The 16,659-nt window shown below is 34.0% G+C and carries 16 protein-coding genes; all 16 read left to right on the plus strand.

The features are described 5' to 3' along the window. The 16 genes from galU to pseC all read left to right on the plus strand — a co-directional run bounded on the left by galU (position 1) and on the right by pseC (position 16,607). Positions 1 to 888: a UTP--glucose-1-phosphate uridylyltransferase GalU gene (gene galU, locus QYB95_RS01525; RefSeq protein ID WP_301136312.1), complete on the plus strand. Its 888-nt coding sequence runs from the start codon at positions 1 to 3 to the stop codon at positions 886 to 888. Between the two features lie 4 nt (positions 889 to 892). After that, on the plus strand, positions 893 to 2,215 hold the full coding sequence (locus QYB95_RS01530) for a UDP-glucose dehydrogenase family protein (protein WP_425609166.1): 1,323 nt from the start codon (positions 893 to 895) through the stop codon (positions 2,213 to 2,215). 206 nt (positions 2,216 to 2,421) lie between these two features. Continuing rightward, positions 2,422 to 3,891, plus strand: a complete 1,470-nt coding sequence (locus QYB95_RS01535) for a glycosyltransferase family 61 protein (RefSeq protein ID WP_301136314.1) — start codon at positions 2,422 to 2,424, stop codon at positions 3,889 to 3,891. A 15-nt stretch (positions 3,892 to 3,906) separates the two neighbouring features. Then, positions 3,907 to 5,049, plus strand: coding sequence for a UDP-galactopyranose mutase (glf, locus tag QYB95_RS01540; protein ID WP_301136315.1), 1,143 nt, complete (start codon positions 3,907 to 3,909; stop codon positions 5,047 to 5,049). A 10-nt stretch (positions 5,050 to 5,059) separates the two neighbouring features. Further along, positions 5,060 to 6,214 carry a glycosyltransferase gene (locus QYB95_RS01545; protein WP_301136316.1) on the plus strand — a complete coding sequence of 385 codons (1,155 nt, stop codon included), beginning with the start codon at positions 5,060 to 5,062 and terminating at the stop codon, positions 6,212 to 6,214. Between the two features lie 57 nt (positions 6,215 to 6,271). Continuing rightward, complete coding sequence (locus tag QYB95_RS01550) at positions 6,272 to 7,015, plus strand: SDR family NAD(P)-dependent oxidoreductase (RefSeq protein WP_301136317.1); 744 nt, start codon at positions 6,272 to 6,274, stop codon at positions 7,013 to 7,015. A 35-nt stretch (positions 7,016 to 7,050) separates the two neighbouring features. Beyond that, entirely contained in the window at positions 7,051 to 7,590 is a 540-nt protein-coding gene (gene pseH / locus QYB95_RS01555) for a UDP-4-amino-4,6-dideoxy-N-acetyl-beta-L-altrosamine N-acetyltransferase (protein WP_301136318.1), read from the plus strand. Between the two features lie 65 nt (positions 7,591 to 7,655). Continuing rightward, a complete protein-coding gene (locus QYB95_RS01560) occupies positions 7,656 to 7,892 on the plus strand; it encodes an acyl carrier protein (protein WP_301136319.1) in 237 nt (78 codons plus the stop codon). 53 nt (positions 7,893 to 7,945) lie between these two features. Continuing rightward, entirely contained in the window at positions 7,946 to 9,295 is a 1,350-nt protein-coding gene (locus QYB95_RS01565; protein ID WP_301136320.1) for an AMP-binding protein, read from the plus strand. Further along, a complete protein-coding gene (locus QYB95_RS01570; RefSeq protein WP_301136321.1) occupies positions 9,292 to 10,353 on the plus strand; it encodes a LuxE/PaaK family acyltransferase in 1,062 nt (353 codons plus the stop codon). The genes QYB95_RS01565 and QYB95_RS01570 overlap by 4 nt, the downstream gene beginning before the upstream one ends. Continuing rightward, a complete protein-coding gene (locus tag QYB95_RS01575) occupies positions 10,350 to 11,540 on the plus strand; it encodes an acyl-CoA reductase (RefSeq protein ID WP_301136322.1) in 1,191 nt (396 codons plus the stop codon). The genes QYB95_RS01570 and QYB95_RS01575 overlap by 4 nt, the downstream gene beginning before the upstream one ends. Before the next feature lie 16 nt (positions 11,541 to 11,556). Further along, on the plus strand, positions 11,557 to 12,279 hold the full coding sequence (locus QYB95_RS01580; RefSeq protein ID WP_301136323.1) for a cytidylyltransferase domain-containing protein: 723 nt from the start codon (positions 11,557 to 11,559) through the stop codon (positions 12,277 to 12,279). A 9-nt stretch (positions 12,280 to 12,288) separates the two neighbouring features. Then, positions 12,289 to 13,263 (plus strand): UDP-2,4-diacetamido-2,4,6-trideoxy-beta-L-altropyranose hydrolase, encoded by a 975-nt coding sequence (gene pseG, locus QYB95_RS01585; protein ID WP_301136324.1) that lies wholly within the window; start codon positions 12,289 to 12,291, stop codon positions 13,261 to 13,263. Beyond that, complete coding sequence (pseI, locus tag QYB95_RS01590; RefSeq protein WP_301136325.1) at positions 13,260 to 14,306, plus strand: pseudaminic acid synthase; 1,047 nt, start codon at positions 13,260 to 13,262, stop codon at positions 14,304 to 14,306. Before pseG ends, pseI begins: the two co-directional genes overlap by 4 nt. Then, a complete protein-coding gene (locus tag QYB95_RS01595; RefSeq protein ID WP_301136326.1) occupies positions 14,303 to 15,463 on the plus strand; it encodes a glycosyltransferase family protein in 1,161 nt (386 codons plus the stop codon). Before pseI ends, QYB95_RS01595 begins: the two co-directional genes overlap by 4 nt. A 1-nt stretch (position 15,464) precedes the next feature. After that, complete coding sequence (gene pseC, locus QYB95_RS01600) at positions 15,465 to 16,607, plus strand: UDP-4-amino-4,6-dideoxy-N-acetyl-beta-L-altrosamine transaminase (protein ID WP_301136327.1); 1,143 nt, start codon at positions 15,465 to 15,467, stop codon at positions 16,605 to 16,607. The last annotated feature ends 52 nt before the right edge of the window (positions 16,608 to 16,659 follow it).

The raw sequence follows: 16,659 nt of genomic DNA on the forward strand, positions 1-16,659 counted from the left end.
ATGACGAAAAAAGTTCGGAAAGCTGTAATTCCCGCAGCAGGGTTAGGTACTCGTTTTTTACCTGCAACAAAGGCACAGCCTAAAGAAATGTTACCGATTGTTGATAAACCAACAATCCAATTTATCGTTGAAGAAGCGGTTGCTTCAGGAATTGAAGATATCATCATAATTAGTGGGCGAAATAAGCGGTCAATTGAGGACCATTTTGATAAAACATATGAACTTGAAGAATTACTTGCTCAAAAAGGAAAATGGGATGAGTTAGAAGAAATTCAATCCATTTCAAATTTGGCAAATATTCATTACATACGACAAAAAGAAACAAAAGGATTAGGTGAAGCAATTTACTGTGCTCACCGTTTTATTGGTAATGAACCATTTGCGGTGCTATTAGGAGATATTGTTTTACAAACTGAAAAACCTGCACTTGCACAGTTAATTGAAACTTATGAAAAAGAAGAAGCTTCTGTAATTGGAGTTCAAGCAGTTTCAATGGATGTAGTCGACCAATATGGGGTAATAGACCCTACTGGAAAAATAACTAGTGGACAACCAATTGAGGTAAATGGTTTTGTAGAGAAACCTAATCGTGAAAATGCACCTTCAAATTTAGCTATAATGGGACGCTATGTATTAACACCAAATATATTTAATGCTCTAAAAGCAACTACTCCTGGAGCAGGGGGAGAAATTCAATTAACAGATGCAATTGAACTATTGAATAAAAGCGAAAGAATAATTGCTCACGATGTTTTAGGACAACTTTATGATATTGGCAGTAAATTTGGTTTTGTTCAAGCAACGATTGATTTCGCATTAGAACGTCCAGAATTACGAGAAGAAGTTCTTTCATATTTAAAAAAAGTTATAAAAAAGGTGGGAAATTAGAATGATGAATGTTGCTGTTATTGGAACTGGATACGTTGGTTTAGTAACGGGAGTTGTTTTATCTGAAATCGGACATACAGTTACATGTATAGATATAGATGAAAAAAAAGTAGAAATAATGCAGAAAGGGAAATCTCCAATTTATGAACCAGGTTTAGAGGATTTACTTGTAAAAAATATTTCAAAAAATCGATTAGCTTTTACTACAAATCATAAGAAAGCTTTTGAAAAATCAGAAATCATATTCATCGCAGTTGGTACTCCTCAAAGTGAGAGCGGGGCTGCAGATTTAAAATATATTAAACAAGCAGCGAAAGATATCGCGCAATATATAACGAATGATACAGTTGTTGTTGTAAAAAGTACGGTGCCAGTTGGAACAAACGATTTAGTTGAAAACATTATTAAACAAGAACTTAAATTAGATGTGAAAGTAGAAGTTGTTTCAAATCCAGAGTTTTTGCGTGAAGGACATGCTATCCATGATACTTTCCATGGTGACAGAATTGTTATTGGTTCGGATAAAGAAAAACCGGGAGATAAAATTGAGGCTTTGTTTACACCTTTAAAACTACCAATCGTTCGTACAAATCGAAGAAGTGCTGAAATGATTAAATATGCAGCCAATGCATTCCTAGCAGTAAAAATTAGTTATATTAACCAAATTGCAAATCTTTGTGAAAAACTTGACGCGGACGTGAATGCAGTTGCTGAAGGGATAGGTATGGATAGTCGAATTGGACGAGCATTTTTAAATGCTGGTTTAGGTTACGGCGGTTCATGTTTTCCAAAAGATACTGAAGCACTAGCTTTCTTAGCAAAAGAATATAATACAAGTTTAAACATTGTCGATGCAGCAATTCAGGCAAATAGTAATCAAAGTGAAATCTTCACACAAAAAATTATTGATAGATTCAAAGGTAATGTGCAAGGTAAATCATTTGCTATTTTAGGTCTAGCTTTTAAGCCAAATACAGATGATTTAAGAGAAGCCCCAGCACTGAAAATTATTGAGAAATTACTTTCATTAGGAGCAAAAGTTAAAGTCTATGATCCAATAGTGCAACATCTGAATGAATACCAGGCAGGTGTATTAGAACATTGTCAATCAATTCAAGAATGTATGGATAATGTTGATGCTACTTTATTAGTAACAGAATGGGATGAATTTATTGAAAATGATTGGAAAGAACTAAGAAAATATCCAAATCAACCATTATTATTTGATGGAAGAAATATACTTCCAACTGATAAATTGGTTAAATTAGGTTGGCAAGTTGAAGGGATAGGGCAAGCTCAAAAAAGAAAAAGTGTGGAAGTTATTTAATAGAAGTTTTATGGAATGAGGCAAATTGAATTCAATGTTGCTGAGAGTCTATTAGGACTCCCAACAATAATTATGGTTTATATATTAAATTTTATTTTGACTAGAAATTGGGGAGCTACTTAAAGGTCTTGGTTAAATCAAAAATCATAATTATTTTAAAAGTTTTTTATTTAAAATTTTAGTAAAATATTAGTAGTAGGGGTTGAATGAGTTTGCTTTTGAAAGAAATTGTAGAAGGAAAAAAGTTAATTTTATTTGGTACAGGTACTTCTTCTAAACGTTATACAGAGTTTTTGAAAAATCAATTTATAGAAGTTGCACAATATACAGATAACAATAGTTATAAATGGGGAACTATTTTCATGGGAAAAAAAATTGTACCTCCTTCTGAGCTATTGAAAGATAAAGTATTAATTTTAATTGCAAGTATGTTTAGAGATGAAATTGCACAACAATTGCTTGATATGGGTTTGAAACCACATAAGGACTTTATTTATTATGATAATTTCTTCAAAGACGGCATTGAATATAAATATATTAGTGAGGGTAATGAATTACCAAACATTAGTAGTGTGGTAAATATTGGAGATTACGCCTCCGAAAATTCAGACACTTTCAAGTTGGAAGTATTAATTGAAAATCAATTTATGAAAGACCTATCAAAGCCTAATCTTTTACAAACAAGACAATATCCTAGTTTTTTGTTACCTCAACAACCAAAACCTACTGGTCCTGTATATGTTGCAACGATGAAAGAAGGGTACACATATGATCACACAGGTGCAATTTTTGATAAACATGGTAATTTGATTTTTGAACTTTCAACGTTCAATACTTTAAATATAAATTTGTGGGACGCCCAGCGTGTACAATTATACGAATTTAACAAAATGATAAATCCCCCTGTTAGTGTCTATGTTGAGGGAGTTGTAGGAGTTGCTACATCGATTTGGGGTGGAGATAATTTTTATCATTGGATGTTTGAAGAACTACCGAGGTTTTACCTGTTAAATAAAAGTGGGAAGCATATTGATAAATATGTTAGTCACTTCGAGGGAACTAAGTTTCAAATTGAGACTTTAAAATTATTAGGTATTGACCTTGATAAAGTAATCTTCTCAAGTAAAAACTTTGCTATACATGCTAATGAGTTAATAATTCCCTATGCACCTGCTTTTGATTCAGGTTACATTCCAACATGGATTTGTGACTTTTTGAAAAGTTTACAAATTGATAATATAGATAAACAAAGAAACGATTCTCCTGAAAGAATATATATCGCAAGAGGTAAGGCAAATCATAAACGTGTTGTTAATGAGGATGTTGTTATTGACCTACTTCAGAAACATAATTTTAAAATTTGTTATTTAGAAGATTATACTTTATCTGAACAAGCATCTTTATTTTACCATGCTAAAGTAATCATTGCAGCTCACGGTGCGGGGTTGTCCCATTTAGTTTATTGTCAACCAGGAACTAAATTGTTAGAAATTTTTAACCCTGTATATGTTCCTACTATGTTTTGGGCGATATGTAGCCAACTTGATATTGACTACTATTGTTCAATTGGTGAAAAAACAGAGTATATCTATACGGAAGAAATAAATGAAACAATTAATATTAAAGATATTATTGCATCTATGGATGATATTAAAACATTTATATCTAATATTTAAAGGTGGAAGAAGCATTTGTACAATTCAGTAATCATCGGCGCTGGCTATGCAGGACTTATCCTTGCTGAACGCCTCGCAACACAACGAAACCAAAAAGTTCTTATTATTGAGCAGCGCCAACATATTGGTGGAAATGCCTATGATCATTTTACAGATGAAGGAATTTTAATTCATGAATATGGTCCTCATATTTTCCATACTCGTTCAAAAGAAGTATGGGACTATTTATCCCAATTTACAGAATGGTATCATTATGAACATCATGTTAAAGCCATGATTGACGGAAAAGAGGTTCCGTTACCTTTCAACTTAAATTCGATGGACGAACTGTTCCCAAAATCTTTAGCAGAAAGACTTCAACAAAAACTTGTTGATTTTTTAGGATTCAATGTCAAAATTCCAATTTTAAAACTTCGTGAGCAAGATGATGAAGATTTAAAATTCCTGGCTGATTATGTCTATGAGAAAGTCTTTTTGCATTATACATTAAAGCAATGGGGAATTGGTCCAGAGGAATTGGATCCAACTGTTACAGGTAGGGTTCCAGTTTATATTTCTCGAGATGACCGCTATTTCCAAGACCGTTATCAAGGATTGCCATTACGTGGTTACACAGAAATGTTTAAGAACATGATAAACCATGCGAATATTAGTCTGATGTTAAATACCCATTATAAAGATGTTATGACCATTGAATCGGGGAAAATTGAGCTATTTGGACACCCTTTTACAGGAGATGTAATTTATACGGGTAAGATTGATGAACTGTTCCATTATCAATATGGTGAACTTCCATACCGTTCACTACGTTTTGAGTATGATACATTTGACCAGGAATATGTTCAATCTGTTGGACAATTAAATACACCAAATAGTTATGATTTTACTCGTAAAACAGAGTTTAAGCATTTAACTGGACAAAAGCATCCAAAGACTATAATTGCGCGGGAATATCCACAAGAATATGTTAACGGAGGAAATATACCATATTATCCAATAATTTCCTACGGGAATCAAGAAAAATATAAGCAATATAAAAAGCTTGCAGAACAATTGAAAAATGTACATTTAGTTGGTCGGTTAGCAGAATACCGTTATTATGATATGGATGCAGTAGTAGCTGCAGCATTAAAATTGTATAAAAAGTTATCGAAATGAGGTAATTATCGTGAATATCTCAGCTGTCATCCCATTATACAATGCTGAAAAATATATTAAAGAAACATTGGATAGCTTAATGGCGCAAACGTTCCCGCTTGATGAAATCCTAGTTGTCGATGATTGTGGGAAAGATAATTCAGCAAAAGTAGTTGAGCAATATAGTGCACAACACCCAATCGTTCGTCTCATTCGACAACCGAAAAATCAAGGTGGATCAGCTGCTCGCAACAAAGGATTGAAAGAAGCACGAAATAACTGGGTATTAATGATGGATTCGGATGATACGATTCATCCTGATTTATTAAAATTACAAATTAAAAAATTGAAAGAATATACAAGAGTTAATCCAGGAGTAGTCGCAATTCACCCAGCTTATATACAAATGGACGCAGACGGAAATATTATTGAAAAAAGTGAATATCGTGGTCAGCAACTTCCATATGAGGAGACTTTTGGTTCGTTGCTTGTTCGTAACTATATTATTACACCATCTGGACTATTGCTAAATCGTAATGCTGCATTAAAAATTGGTGGATATAAAACAAACTTTTTTGTTTCTGAAGATGCTGAATTTATTTTACGCTTATCAAGAGAAGGAACATTTGTATACCTCGATGAACCCTATGTGTACTTTCGAAGACATCCAATGAGTATTACATCTGACTTAAAAAAAGCATCTCAGGCAGGGAAGGCAATTTTAGATGTATATTTAATTGATGAAGTACGAGACGCAGTTTTTCGCCGCAATTACCCAAAAGAAAAAAATGTGCTAGATTTTATTACTCTTCTCTTTCAATTTAATGAGTTTGATAAAGGATTTGAATTGTTGTCCGAAATGGAAAGTGATGAGGAATATGAAGTATCAAAATTATTTTTAATGTCATTGTATTATCTAGAAACAAATCTATATAATGAGGCAAAATCACATATAGTGAGATTGTTAGAATTAAATGATACTCATGGTGCTGCGTTAAATAATATTGGAGTACTTTTTGCATTGAATGGTGATAAGGAAAAGGCGAAAGAATATTTTAATCGTGCATTGATTCTTTACCCAGGTTATATGGATGCCACAAACAATTTAAAAGAGCTTAGAAATTCACATCCTACGTATCGCTATACAAAAAGAGAATTGAGAAAGAATTTATTACGGTACTCCTAAATTTGTATTTTTTCTTTATATTTAAGCTTTGTTGTTATGTTAAGAAGGGGTTGTAAAATGTTATTAAAGGATAAAATAGTATTCATCACTGGCTCAACCAGAGGTATTGGTCGAGCTACTGCTAAAGCATGTGCGGCACATGGGGGGACATTAATTCTAAATGGTCGTGATGAAGCAGTTCTTGAACAATTAAAAGAAGAAATTACGAGTCAATACGATGTAAAGGTTTATACTGTTGCTTATGATATACTTAATATAGAAGAAATTAAAAAAGCGTTTATTTTGGTAAAGAAAAATATGGGTAATTTGGATATTTTAGTAAATAATGCTGGGATACTAGATGATGCACTTCTCGGAATGGTCAATGAAAAGCAAGTTTCGAAGACTTTTGGAGTTAATGTTGAAGCAGTCATCTACCACATGCAGTACGCTTCACGTTTGATGATGAAGCAAAGGTCGGGCTCTATTATAAACGTTAGTTCTATTATCGGAAGAACTGGCAATGCTGGACAAACTGTTTATGGGGCAAGTAAGTCAGCTGTAATTGGTGCAACGTACTCGGCTGCTAAGGAATTAGCTCCTTATAATATTCGTGTTAATGCAGTGGCACCTGGATTTATTGAAACAGATATGACAAAGCAGCTCTCAGAGGAAAAGTTTGAGCAACGACTATCTGAGATAAAAATGGGACGTATTGGTAAACCAGAAGAAGTAGCTAATACGATTTTATTTTTAGCTTCCGATTTATCTTCGTATGTTACTGGACAAGTTATAGGTGTAGATGGAGGCATGGTTATCTAAAACCATGTCTTTCTTTTTGGAGGTTAGATACTATTATGATTGCGTTTAAAAAACTAGAAGAATCCGACTTAGAACAAGTATTAGAATGGCGCACCAGCGAACATGTTACACAATTTATGTATACAGATATTGAAAAAAATCTGGATAATCAGCAAAAGTGGTTCGAGAAAATATCAAAAGATGATACACAATATTATTGGATCATTCAGTATAAGGGTGTAGCGATTGGGTTAATCTCTTTAAACCAAATTGATCGACACCATCGTAAAGCAACATTTGGCTATTATATTGGTGATTTGAAATATTCAATCATAGCTGGTCGTATTCAACCCTATTTATATAACTATGTTTTTAAAGACCTTCGATTAAATAAGCTTTATGCAGAAGTAATGGAAGGCAATGATGGTATGATGAAGATGCATTTACATTATGGTTTTACTCATGCTGCAACGTTTAAAGAACATGTTTTTAAAAATGGGGAATTTTATAATGTTGAATATTTTGAATTGCTCTCTTCAACATGGGAAAATGAATGCAAGAAATTTCATAAACATAGGGAAGAGTTTCTTTTATAAACATTGAATATTTTGTATTTCCATCCGATAATAATAGTAACAGATTAGTTAGGTAGGGATAATTTATGAATGAACAAAAATTACGTACAATCTTTGCGGAAAGCTTAGGCATTGAAGAATCAAGGGTAACAGAGGATTTAACATATAATTCAATCCCTGAATGGGATTCAATCGCCCATATGGCATTGATCTCTGAGATTGATGATCAGTTTGACACAATGCTTGATACTGAGGATGTTTTAGAAATGAGTACATTTGCTAAAGCAAAAGAAATTTTAGCAAAATATGATGTTCAATTTTAATGAAAAGGGTGTGGTATTTTACCATACCTTTTTCCATTGAGAGGTGTTATTAGATGAGCTTTCATAATATTGTAGTATCAGAAAAAATTGCAGTTATTACTGAAGAGAAACAATATACATATAAAGAGCTAAATGAAATGGTACAACAATTCAAATTTTCAAGTGATGATAAAAAGTTAGTTTTATTACTTTGCAAAAATAAGATTGAAATGTTAAGTGCTTATCTTTCAGCTTTAAATAATCATCATGCGGTTATGCTAATAAGTGCAGATACAAATGCAGAGCTCCTTATATCAATTGTTAATGAATACAAACCCTATTGGATTGTTGGTACATATTCATTTGATGGATATCGACAAGTTGGTTTAATTCAAGAGAGAGTGAGTTCTTCAAATACTCCCATTCATAAAGATTTAGCAATATTACTTAGTACTTCCGGAACGACAGGAAGCCAAAAATTTGTACGATTATCTTATGAAAATATACAATCGAATGCTGAAGCAATTGTAGAATATTTAAACATTGACGAAAATGAAAGAGCCATTATGAATTTACCAATGTCTTATTCATACGGTCTTTCAATTATAAATAGTCACTTGCAGGCAAAGGCTAGTATCCTTTTAACTGATGAAAGTGTCATGTCAAAAATATTTTGGCAATTTGTACAGGAGCAGCAAGCAACTTCTATAGCAGGTGTACCGTTTACTTATCAAATGTTACAACGTATTGGTTTTTTGAAAATGGATTTACCACATTTAAAAACGTTAACACAAGCTGGCGGTCGCTTAAACGAAAAGCTAGTAAAAATTTTCGCACAATATGCTAAAGAGCAAAACAAGCGGTTCTTTGTTATGTATGGTCAAACTGAAGCATCTCCACGAATGTCATACATCCCATCAGAAAGAGTAGTTGAAAAGGCCGGGTCTATAGGTATAGCAATTCCCGGTGGAGACTTGTCAATTGATGCTGAAACAGGTGAGTTAATTTATAAGGGATCAAACGTCATGATGGGGTATGCAAGCTGTTTAGCGGACCTGGAAAAAGGCGATGAAATGAACGGAATTCTTCATACCGGTGATACTGCAACATCAGACCAGGATGATTATTTTATCATTACTGGCCGGATGAAAAGATTTATAAAATTATTTGGATTACGGATTAATTTAGATGAAGTTGAGAAAAAATTAGAGTCAGAAGTCCATACTCTTATCGCTTGTACTGGTAATGATGATAAACTAATGATCGCCATTGATAAAGAGCAATATATTACTAAAGTGCAGGATGTTGTCGAACAATACTATAAACTGCATAGAACTGCCTATAAAGTAATAGTTCTTGATGCTATTCCGCGTTTTGCAAGCGGGAAGATTGATTACGTTACATTAAAGGAGCGATGCATATGACAATTCCCTATCATTTAACAAAAGCCGAAAAAGCTCCTTTATTGCTTGAAAAATTAAATGGATTAACAAATTTGCATTTTGAAAAAAGTCCTCAGTACCGGTCGATGATTGAAAAAGGTGGGTTTCAAATCACCGCTAGTCAGTTAGAAAAAGTGCCGTTTATACCAGTCCAATTATTTAAATTAATGGATTTGGTTTCTGTTCCAAAAGAAGAGGTTATAAAAGTCTTAACTTCAAGTGGGACAACGGGACAACAGGTTTCTAAAATTTACTTAGATAAAGAAACATCAATTGCTCAAACTAAAACTTTAGTAGAAGTAATGAAGCCACTACTTGGTGGTAAACGTTTACCGATGATTATATTAGATACAAAATCTGTTTTGAAAGATAGAAAATCCTTTAGTGCTAGGGGTGCTGGAATTTTAGGGTTTTCAAATTTTGGACGGAAGCATTTTTATGCATTAAATGATGATATGAGTTTAGATATTGAAGGTTTGGAGAACTATTTGGAAGAGTATAAAGGACAACGAATTTTATTGTTTGGATTCACATTTATGATCTGGCAATATGTTTATAAAGAATCATTAAAAAAAGGATATAAGCTTGATTTTGGAGATAGTATTCTAATTCACGGTGGTGGTTGGAAAAAGTTAGAAGATGAAGCTGTTGATGCTTCTACATTCAATCAACTACTTCATGATCAACTTGGTATTCGAGAGGTACATAACTACTATGGAATGGTGGAACAGGTTGGCTCCATTTTTGTCGAGTGTTCCGAAGGGCACTTACATACGCCTAGTTATGCTGACGTAATTATTCGAGATAGCTTGACTTTTGAGCCACTTCAAAATGGGAAGCAAGGATTAATTCAAGTGCTAAGTGAATTACCAAAAAGTTATCCTGGACACTCACTATTAACTGAAGACTTAGGAATGATTTTAGGTGAAGATGACTGTCCATGTGGCTGGAAAGGTAAATATTTTAATGTGGCCGGACGAATTCCAAAAGCAGAACTTCGTGGATGCAGTGATACATTTCAAGGTGGTGTAGAATCGTGAAACTTTTTTGGCCAATAGATATTAGTTTTGACCAAGCAATTGAAAATTTGAAAAGTAAAAACACTTTTACACCTTTCGATGAAGAAGTTCTTCTTTTTACGCAAGCATTATCAAAAAGGCTTGTTAAAATGCGTCAAATGCCAGAAGTGGTTGCGTTAGGCTACTGGTTGAGAAAAGCAAATATCATGGGAATGCAAAAAGAATGGAATAATCAAAATAAAGGCAGATTAATTAAATCTCGTGGAGTAGTTTTCCATATAGCGCCTTCTAATGTGGATACTATCTTTGTATATTCATGGATGTTATCATTACTGGCTGGTAATCGAAATATAATACGTGTTTCTAGCAAGGAACAATCGAATGAACTGATGGACTTGATTTTAGCAGAAATCGCAAGACCCGAATTTGAAAAAATCGCAAAACAGACGATAATATGTACATATAATTATGAAGAAAATTACGGGGAACGAATAAGTGAAATTTGTCATACAAGAGTTATTTGGGGTGGTAATCATACTGTTCAAAGAATTCGCCAGATCTCACTCAATCCTATGGCAAATGAACTTGCATTTCCTGATCGTTTTTCGCTAGCAGTATTATCGGCGGAAGCTGTTATGAATACTAATCATAATGAATTAAATGAGCTCCTTGAGAAATTTTATAATGATGTTTTTTGGTTTGATCAAATGGCATGTTCTTCACCGAGACTTGTTGTGTGGTCTGGCAACCAAAAAGAAAAGGCGAAGGTCCGTTTCTGGTCTGCATTTGAAAACAAAATTAAAAACAAACAATACGAATTAATGGCTGCTACACAAGTTTTGAAATATACAACCAGTTTATGGATGGCAACGGAAACAGATGTTAAACATATTGAAAACGGAAAATACTTTTCTCGATTACAAGTCACAGATGTACCATTAGAAGCACGCGAGCGACATTGTGGTGGGGGCTTATTCTTTGAATATGATGTTGAGTATTTAAGTGATCTACCAAAGGTAATTATAGATAAAGATCAAACATTAGCATATTTTGGATTTGAATACTCCGACTTAGAATCGCTTGTAAATTCAATTACTACTAGAGGTCTAGACCGCATTGTTCCTATTGGTCAAGCGTTGAATTTCGATGGCGTGTGGGACGGTCAAAGTTTTTTAAAATCATTTACTAGAGAAGTAGTAATTCTTTAAATAAAGGAAGAGAGATATGAAAATAATCTGTATCATTCAAGCACGAATGGGTTCCTCTCGGTTGCCAGGTAAAATCTTAAAACCGCTTGGGAATGTCGATGTACTAACATATGATGTGGAGCGTTGTAAACAAATTAAAGGGGTTAGTGAAGTCATTGTTGCTACTTCCACTCTGTCTCAGGACGATGCTATTGAAGAATGGTGTGAAGTACATCAAATCAAGTATTTCAGAGGTTCTGAAAATGATGTATTAGATCGCTACGTTCAGTGCGCAAAGCTGTACAATCCAGATTACGTCATGCGTGTAACTTCGGATTGTCCATTTGTTGACTATGAAATGGCTAGTGAAATAGTTACTCTAATGGAAAGAGAACAAAAAGATATTGTGTTATTAGACGGTGAACTTCCACGAGGACTAGCTGTAGAGCTTATCTCTTATAAAGCATTGCTACGTATTCATGAGGTGGGTCAGGAAGCACGGCACCGTGAACATGTCACATATTATGCATATGAATTTTTGAGTGAATTTACTAATGCTACTTATACAGTGTCTGAAAATCGCCTTGTTCCAGAACTTCGTATTACATTAGATACAGATGAAGATTATGAACTTCTTAAAACAGTGGCGGATTATTTTGATAATCCACTAATCTCAAGTTTAGATGTAATCGAATATTTGAAAGAACACCCTGAAATTGCAAAAATTAATGCACATATTGAACAAAAGCCGGTGATTTAACTGAAGAAAGTGATAATTCGTACAGATGCTTCCACTAATATTGGTAGTGGCCATGTCATGCGCTGCCTAACAATTGCGAAAAACTTAGAAAAACAAAATGTTGATGTTATATTTTGGATGAAAGACTTGCCGGGACATTTAATCAATTACGTTCAACAAGAGGGTTTCGAAACAATTAATCGTGCCGAAAAGGCAGAGTTGTATTTAATCGATCATTATAATATTGATGAAGAGTGGGAGAAAGATCATCGACAATATACTGATAAAATTGTTGTAATTGATGACTTGGCAAACCGACCTCACGATTGTGATTTAATCTTGGATCAAAATTTCTTACCTAATTTTGAATCTCGTTATGATGAATTGGTCCCTAAACATTGTATCCGACTACTTGGCCCCAAATACTTAATAATGCGGGATGAATTTATTGAAGCTCGTTTGAAGGAAAAAGAAAGAAATAACCACATCGAAAGAATTCTTGTTTTTATGGGGGGAAGCGACCCAACAGATGAAACAATAAAAATTTTGAAGGCACTATCTCAATTTGGAAATAGTTTTGAACATATAGATGTTGTCGTAGGAAATGGAAATATAAATAAAGAAGAAATTAAACGAATTTGTGATAGGCAAGGGTATGACTATCATTGTCAAATAGATTATATGGCTAAATTAATGCAGAAGGCTGACTTCTCTATCGGTGCAGGAGGTTCAACAACCTGGGAACGATGCTATGTAGGTCTGCCTTCTTCAAGTACAATTGTTGCTGAGAATCAAGCTCTTACTACAAAATACGCACATGAATTAGGAGCTGTCTTGGATTTAGGCTGGCATGAAAAAGTAACAGTGGAAACCTATGTAGACCTGCTGTTAAAACTGAAGAATCGAGAAGTAGAAGTGAATCAAATAGGAAGAATTGGACTAAGCTTAACTGAAAATACTTTCCCAAACCCGTGGATAGACGAAGTAATGGAGTTGTTAACATGATAAAAATTGGACATAAAGAAATTGGTCGACACACAAAACCTTTCATTATTGCTGAAATGTCAGGGAATCATAATCAGTCTCTCCAGCGTGCTTTACATTTAGTGGACCTCGCTGCTCAGGCCGGTGTAGATGCTTTAAAACTACAAACTTATACACCGGATACAATTACCCTTGATGTACATACTGGCGAATTTTTTATTTCGAATGATGAGAATCTTTGGAAGGGACAATCACTATATAATTTATATAAAGAGGCTTATACACCTTGGGAATGGCATGAAGCGATCTTCAATCGTGCAAAAGAACACGGATTACTTGCTTTTAGTTCACCATTTGATGAAACAGCTGTTGATTTTTTAGAAACATTGGATGTCCCTGCATATAAAATAGCATCATTTGAGAATGTTTCCATCCCACTGATTCGTAAAGTAGCGAAAACTGGAAAACCAATTATTATTTCAACTGGTATGGCAACAGCAGCTGAGTTGGATGAAGCTGTACGTGCAGCCCGTTCAGAAGGTAATGACCAAATCATTTTATTGAAATGTACAAGTACCTACCCAGCGACTCCAACCAATTCAAACATTGCTACAATCCCGCATATGAGTGAGTTGTTTGGGACCGAAGTCGGATTATCGGATCATACTATGGGTGTAGGTGTATCAGTCGCTGCTGTTACTCTTGGTGCGACAGTGATTGAAAAACATTTTACAACTTCTCGTACGGAGGGTGGAGTTGATTCTGCATTTTCTCTGGAGCCACACGAGTTAAAAATGTTAGTTGAAGAGACAGAACGGGCTTGGCAAAGTATTGGGCGGGTAAATTATGGCCCTACTGAAGTTGAAGTGCCTTCGTTAGAACATCGCCGTTCATTGTACATTGCTCAAGATATGAAGGTTGGGGACATCTTAACAAAAGAGAATGTACGCGATGTTCGACCTGGACTAGGTCTTCCTACTAAATACTATGATTTAGTATTAGGAAAAGCTATTAAAAAAGATGTAACTAAAGGGACACCATTAAGTTGGGAGCTGTTGTTATGAGAGTTGTAATTTATAGAGGACAATTCCAATACGATGTTGTAAATGATTTTGGGAATTCAATTGGTGAGGTGTTAACAGAGATTGGGCACGAAGTTATTTACATAAACTTAAATAGCAGTCATGTTGTTAATGAATTAGTAGATACATTTAAGCGACCTGTAGATTTCGTACTATCCTTTAATGGTATAGGCCATGATCTGAAAATACACGGTGAATCATTATACGATTATTTAAAAATTCCTATTGTAATGTGGTTAGTTGATCATCCAATCCACCTATATCAACGAATTATAGAACCAATTAATCATAAAATAGTTGTGTGTATTGATGAAACACATGTTGATTATATTGAACAAAATATTCAAGAAGAGATAATTACTTCCTTTATTTCACATGCTGCAAAAAAAGAATCACTTCAACTAGATGCTCAAAAAAGATATGATGTTGTATTTGCAGGGCATATAGCCACCACAGATCAATATGAAGAAACATTAAATCAAGTTGAAAACTATATACCTAATTTCCGAGATAAAGTGATAACGAAGTTAAATCTACAAGGTAATATCGATTTACGCTTACTAATGAATGATTTTTATCATGAACAACCTAGTCTAAAACAAACCCTAAATGAGATTGGCGTTATGAATATTTTAGATCGTTATATAAGGGCAGTAAAAAGAGAAAGAATTATTAATGATCTTTTAAATCAAGATGTAACAATTGATTTCTTTGGTATTATTCCTGAAAATCACCCATTTTTATTGAATTCTAATTTTAAAAATCATGGCTCTATTCCTTTTGAAGAGATGAAAAGAATATTTAGAGCATCTAAGATGGTACTTAACATTTTACCTAATTTCCCCAATGGTGGACATGAACGAATCTTTACAAGTATGATGCAGGGAGCATTGCCGTTAACAGACACTAATCTATATATTAAAAAACATTTAAAAGAAGTCATAGGATTTGATTTAGTTGACTTCTCGGGTGCTGGAAATGTAATTTTAGAAATCCTAGGTAATGAAGCTGAATTGAAAAAACAAATTAAAAATAATCATCAAATTGCTTATGAAAATCATAGCTGGGAAAATCGGGTGGTAGAAATGTTATATGTAATAGAGATTGCAAAAAAATATTTTAATTCAAAAGGTATATAATATGGAGAAACTATCTAAATTCCTATCCTATGGTAGACAAGTCGTGGACGAAAATGATATTCAAGCTGTAGTAGATATCTTACGTTCTTCCTTCCTTACACAAGGCCCTAAAATTGAAGAGTTTGAAGCAGCGATTGCGGAATATGTTGGCGCAAAATATGCTGTGGCATTTAGTAATGGTACAGCAGCTTTGCATGGCGCTTGTTTTGCAGCAGGTATTGGAGAAGGTGACGAGGTAATTACTACACCGATTACCTTTGCTGCTAGTGCAAATTGTGTTCGTTATGTTGGTGGGACTGTAGTATTTGCTGATATTAATAGAAATACCTATAATATTAATCCTTACGAAATTGAGAAAAAAATTACTTCTAAAACAAAAGCGATAATTCCTGTTGATTTTACTGGTCAGCCAGCTGACATGGATTTTATTAATGAAGTTGCAAAAAAACATAATTTGGTAGTAATTGAAGATGGGGCTCATTCTTTGGGAGCGGAGTATAAAGAACGCAAAGTTGGTACATTGGCAGATATGACGATGTTTAGCTTTCACCCGGTAAAACCAATTACAACGGCTGAAGGTGGCATTATTGTAACGGACAACGCTGACTATTATCGTAAATTACAAGTATTCCGAAGTCATGGAGTTGAAAAGACTCCTTATTCAATTGAACAAGGCGATTGGTATTATGAGATGACTGATCTGGGGTTTAATTACAGAATGACGGATCTTCAGGCTGCACTTGGACTATCTCAATTGAATAAGATTGATTATTTTCTTAATCGTCGCCGTGAGATCGCCCAAATGTATAACGAAGCGTTTGCGATGATACCCGAAATTAAAATACCTGTACAGCTAGAAGGGTCTTATTCAGGATGGCATTTGTATATGATTCAATTAGATGAGAAAATCTCTAGAATTGATATTTTTAGGAAAATGAGAAACTTAAATATTGGAGTACATGTACATTATATACCAGTGTATTGGCATCCTTATTATCAGCAGTTAGGTTATAAAAAGGGGATCTGTAAAAATGCAGAATTATATTATGACCACGCACTGACTTTACCGATTCATCCTAGTTTAACTGATGAAGATGTACAGTATATTACTACCAATTTAATTAAACTAGTTGAATCTTACTAAAATCAGCCGAAATAAAGAGTAATAACATTTAGTTTGCTCAAAAAGTTAGGCA

Source organism: Ureibacillus aquaedulcis (assembly GCF_030418165.1).
Taxonomy (GTDB): Bacteria; Bacillota; Bacilli; order Bacillales_A; family Planococcaceae; genus Ureibacillus; species Ureibacillus aquaedulcis.

Bases quoted from the DNA above. Each gene is read 5' to 3' on its own strand.
- galU (WP_301136312.1), top strand. From the start codon at position 1: ATGACGAAAAAAGTTCGGAAAGCTGTAATTCCCGCAGCAGGGTTAGGT.
- QYB95_RS01530 (WP_425609166.1), top strand. From the start codon at position 893: ATGAATGTTGCTGTTATTGGAACTGGATACGTTGGTTTAGTAACGGGA.
- QYB95_RS01535 (WP_301136314.1), top strand. From the start codon at position 2,422: ATGAGTTTGCTTTTGAAAGAAATTGTAGAAGGAAAAAAGTTAATTTTA.
- QYB95_RS01550 (WP_301136317.1), top strand. From the start codon at position 6,272: ATGTTATTAAAGGATAAAATAGTATTCATCACTGGCTCAACCAGAGGT.
- pseH (WP_301136318.1), top strand. From the start codon at position 7,051: ATGATTGCGTTTAAAAAACTAGAAGAATCCGACTTAGAACAAGTATTA.
- QYB95_RS01560 (WP_301136319.1), top strand. From the start codon at position 7,656: ATGAATGAACAAAAATTACGTACAATCTTTGCGGAAAGCTTAGGCATT.
- QYB95_RS01565 (WP_301136320.1), top strand. From the start codon at position 7,946: ATGAGCTTTCATAATATTGTAGTATCAGAAAAAATTGCAGTTATTACT.
- QYB95_RS01570 (WP_301136321.1), top strand. From the start codon at position 9,292: ATGACAATTCCCTATCATTTAACAAAAGCCGAAAAAGCTCCTTTATTG.
- QYB95_RS01580 (WP_301136323.1), top strand. From the start codon at position 11,557: ATGAAAATAATCTGTATCATTCAAGCACGAATGGGTTCCTCTCGGTTG.
- pseI (WP_301136325.1), top strand. From the start codon at position 13,260: ATGATAAAAATTGGACATAAAGAAATTGGTCGACACACAAAACCTTTC.
- QYB95_RS01595 (WP_301136326.1), top strand. From the start codon at position 14,303: ATGAGAGTTGTAATTTATAGAGGACAATTCCAATACGATGTTGTAAAT.
- pseC (WP_301136327.1), top strand. From the start codon at position 15,465: ATGGAGAAACTATCTAAATTCCTATCCTATGGTAGACAAGTCGTGGAC.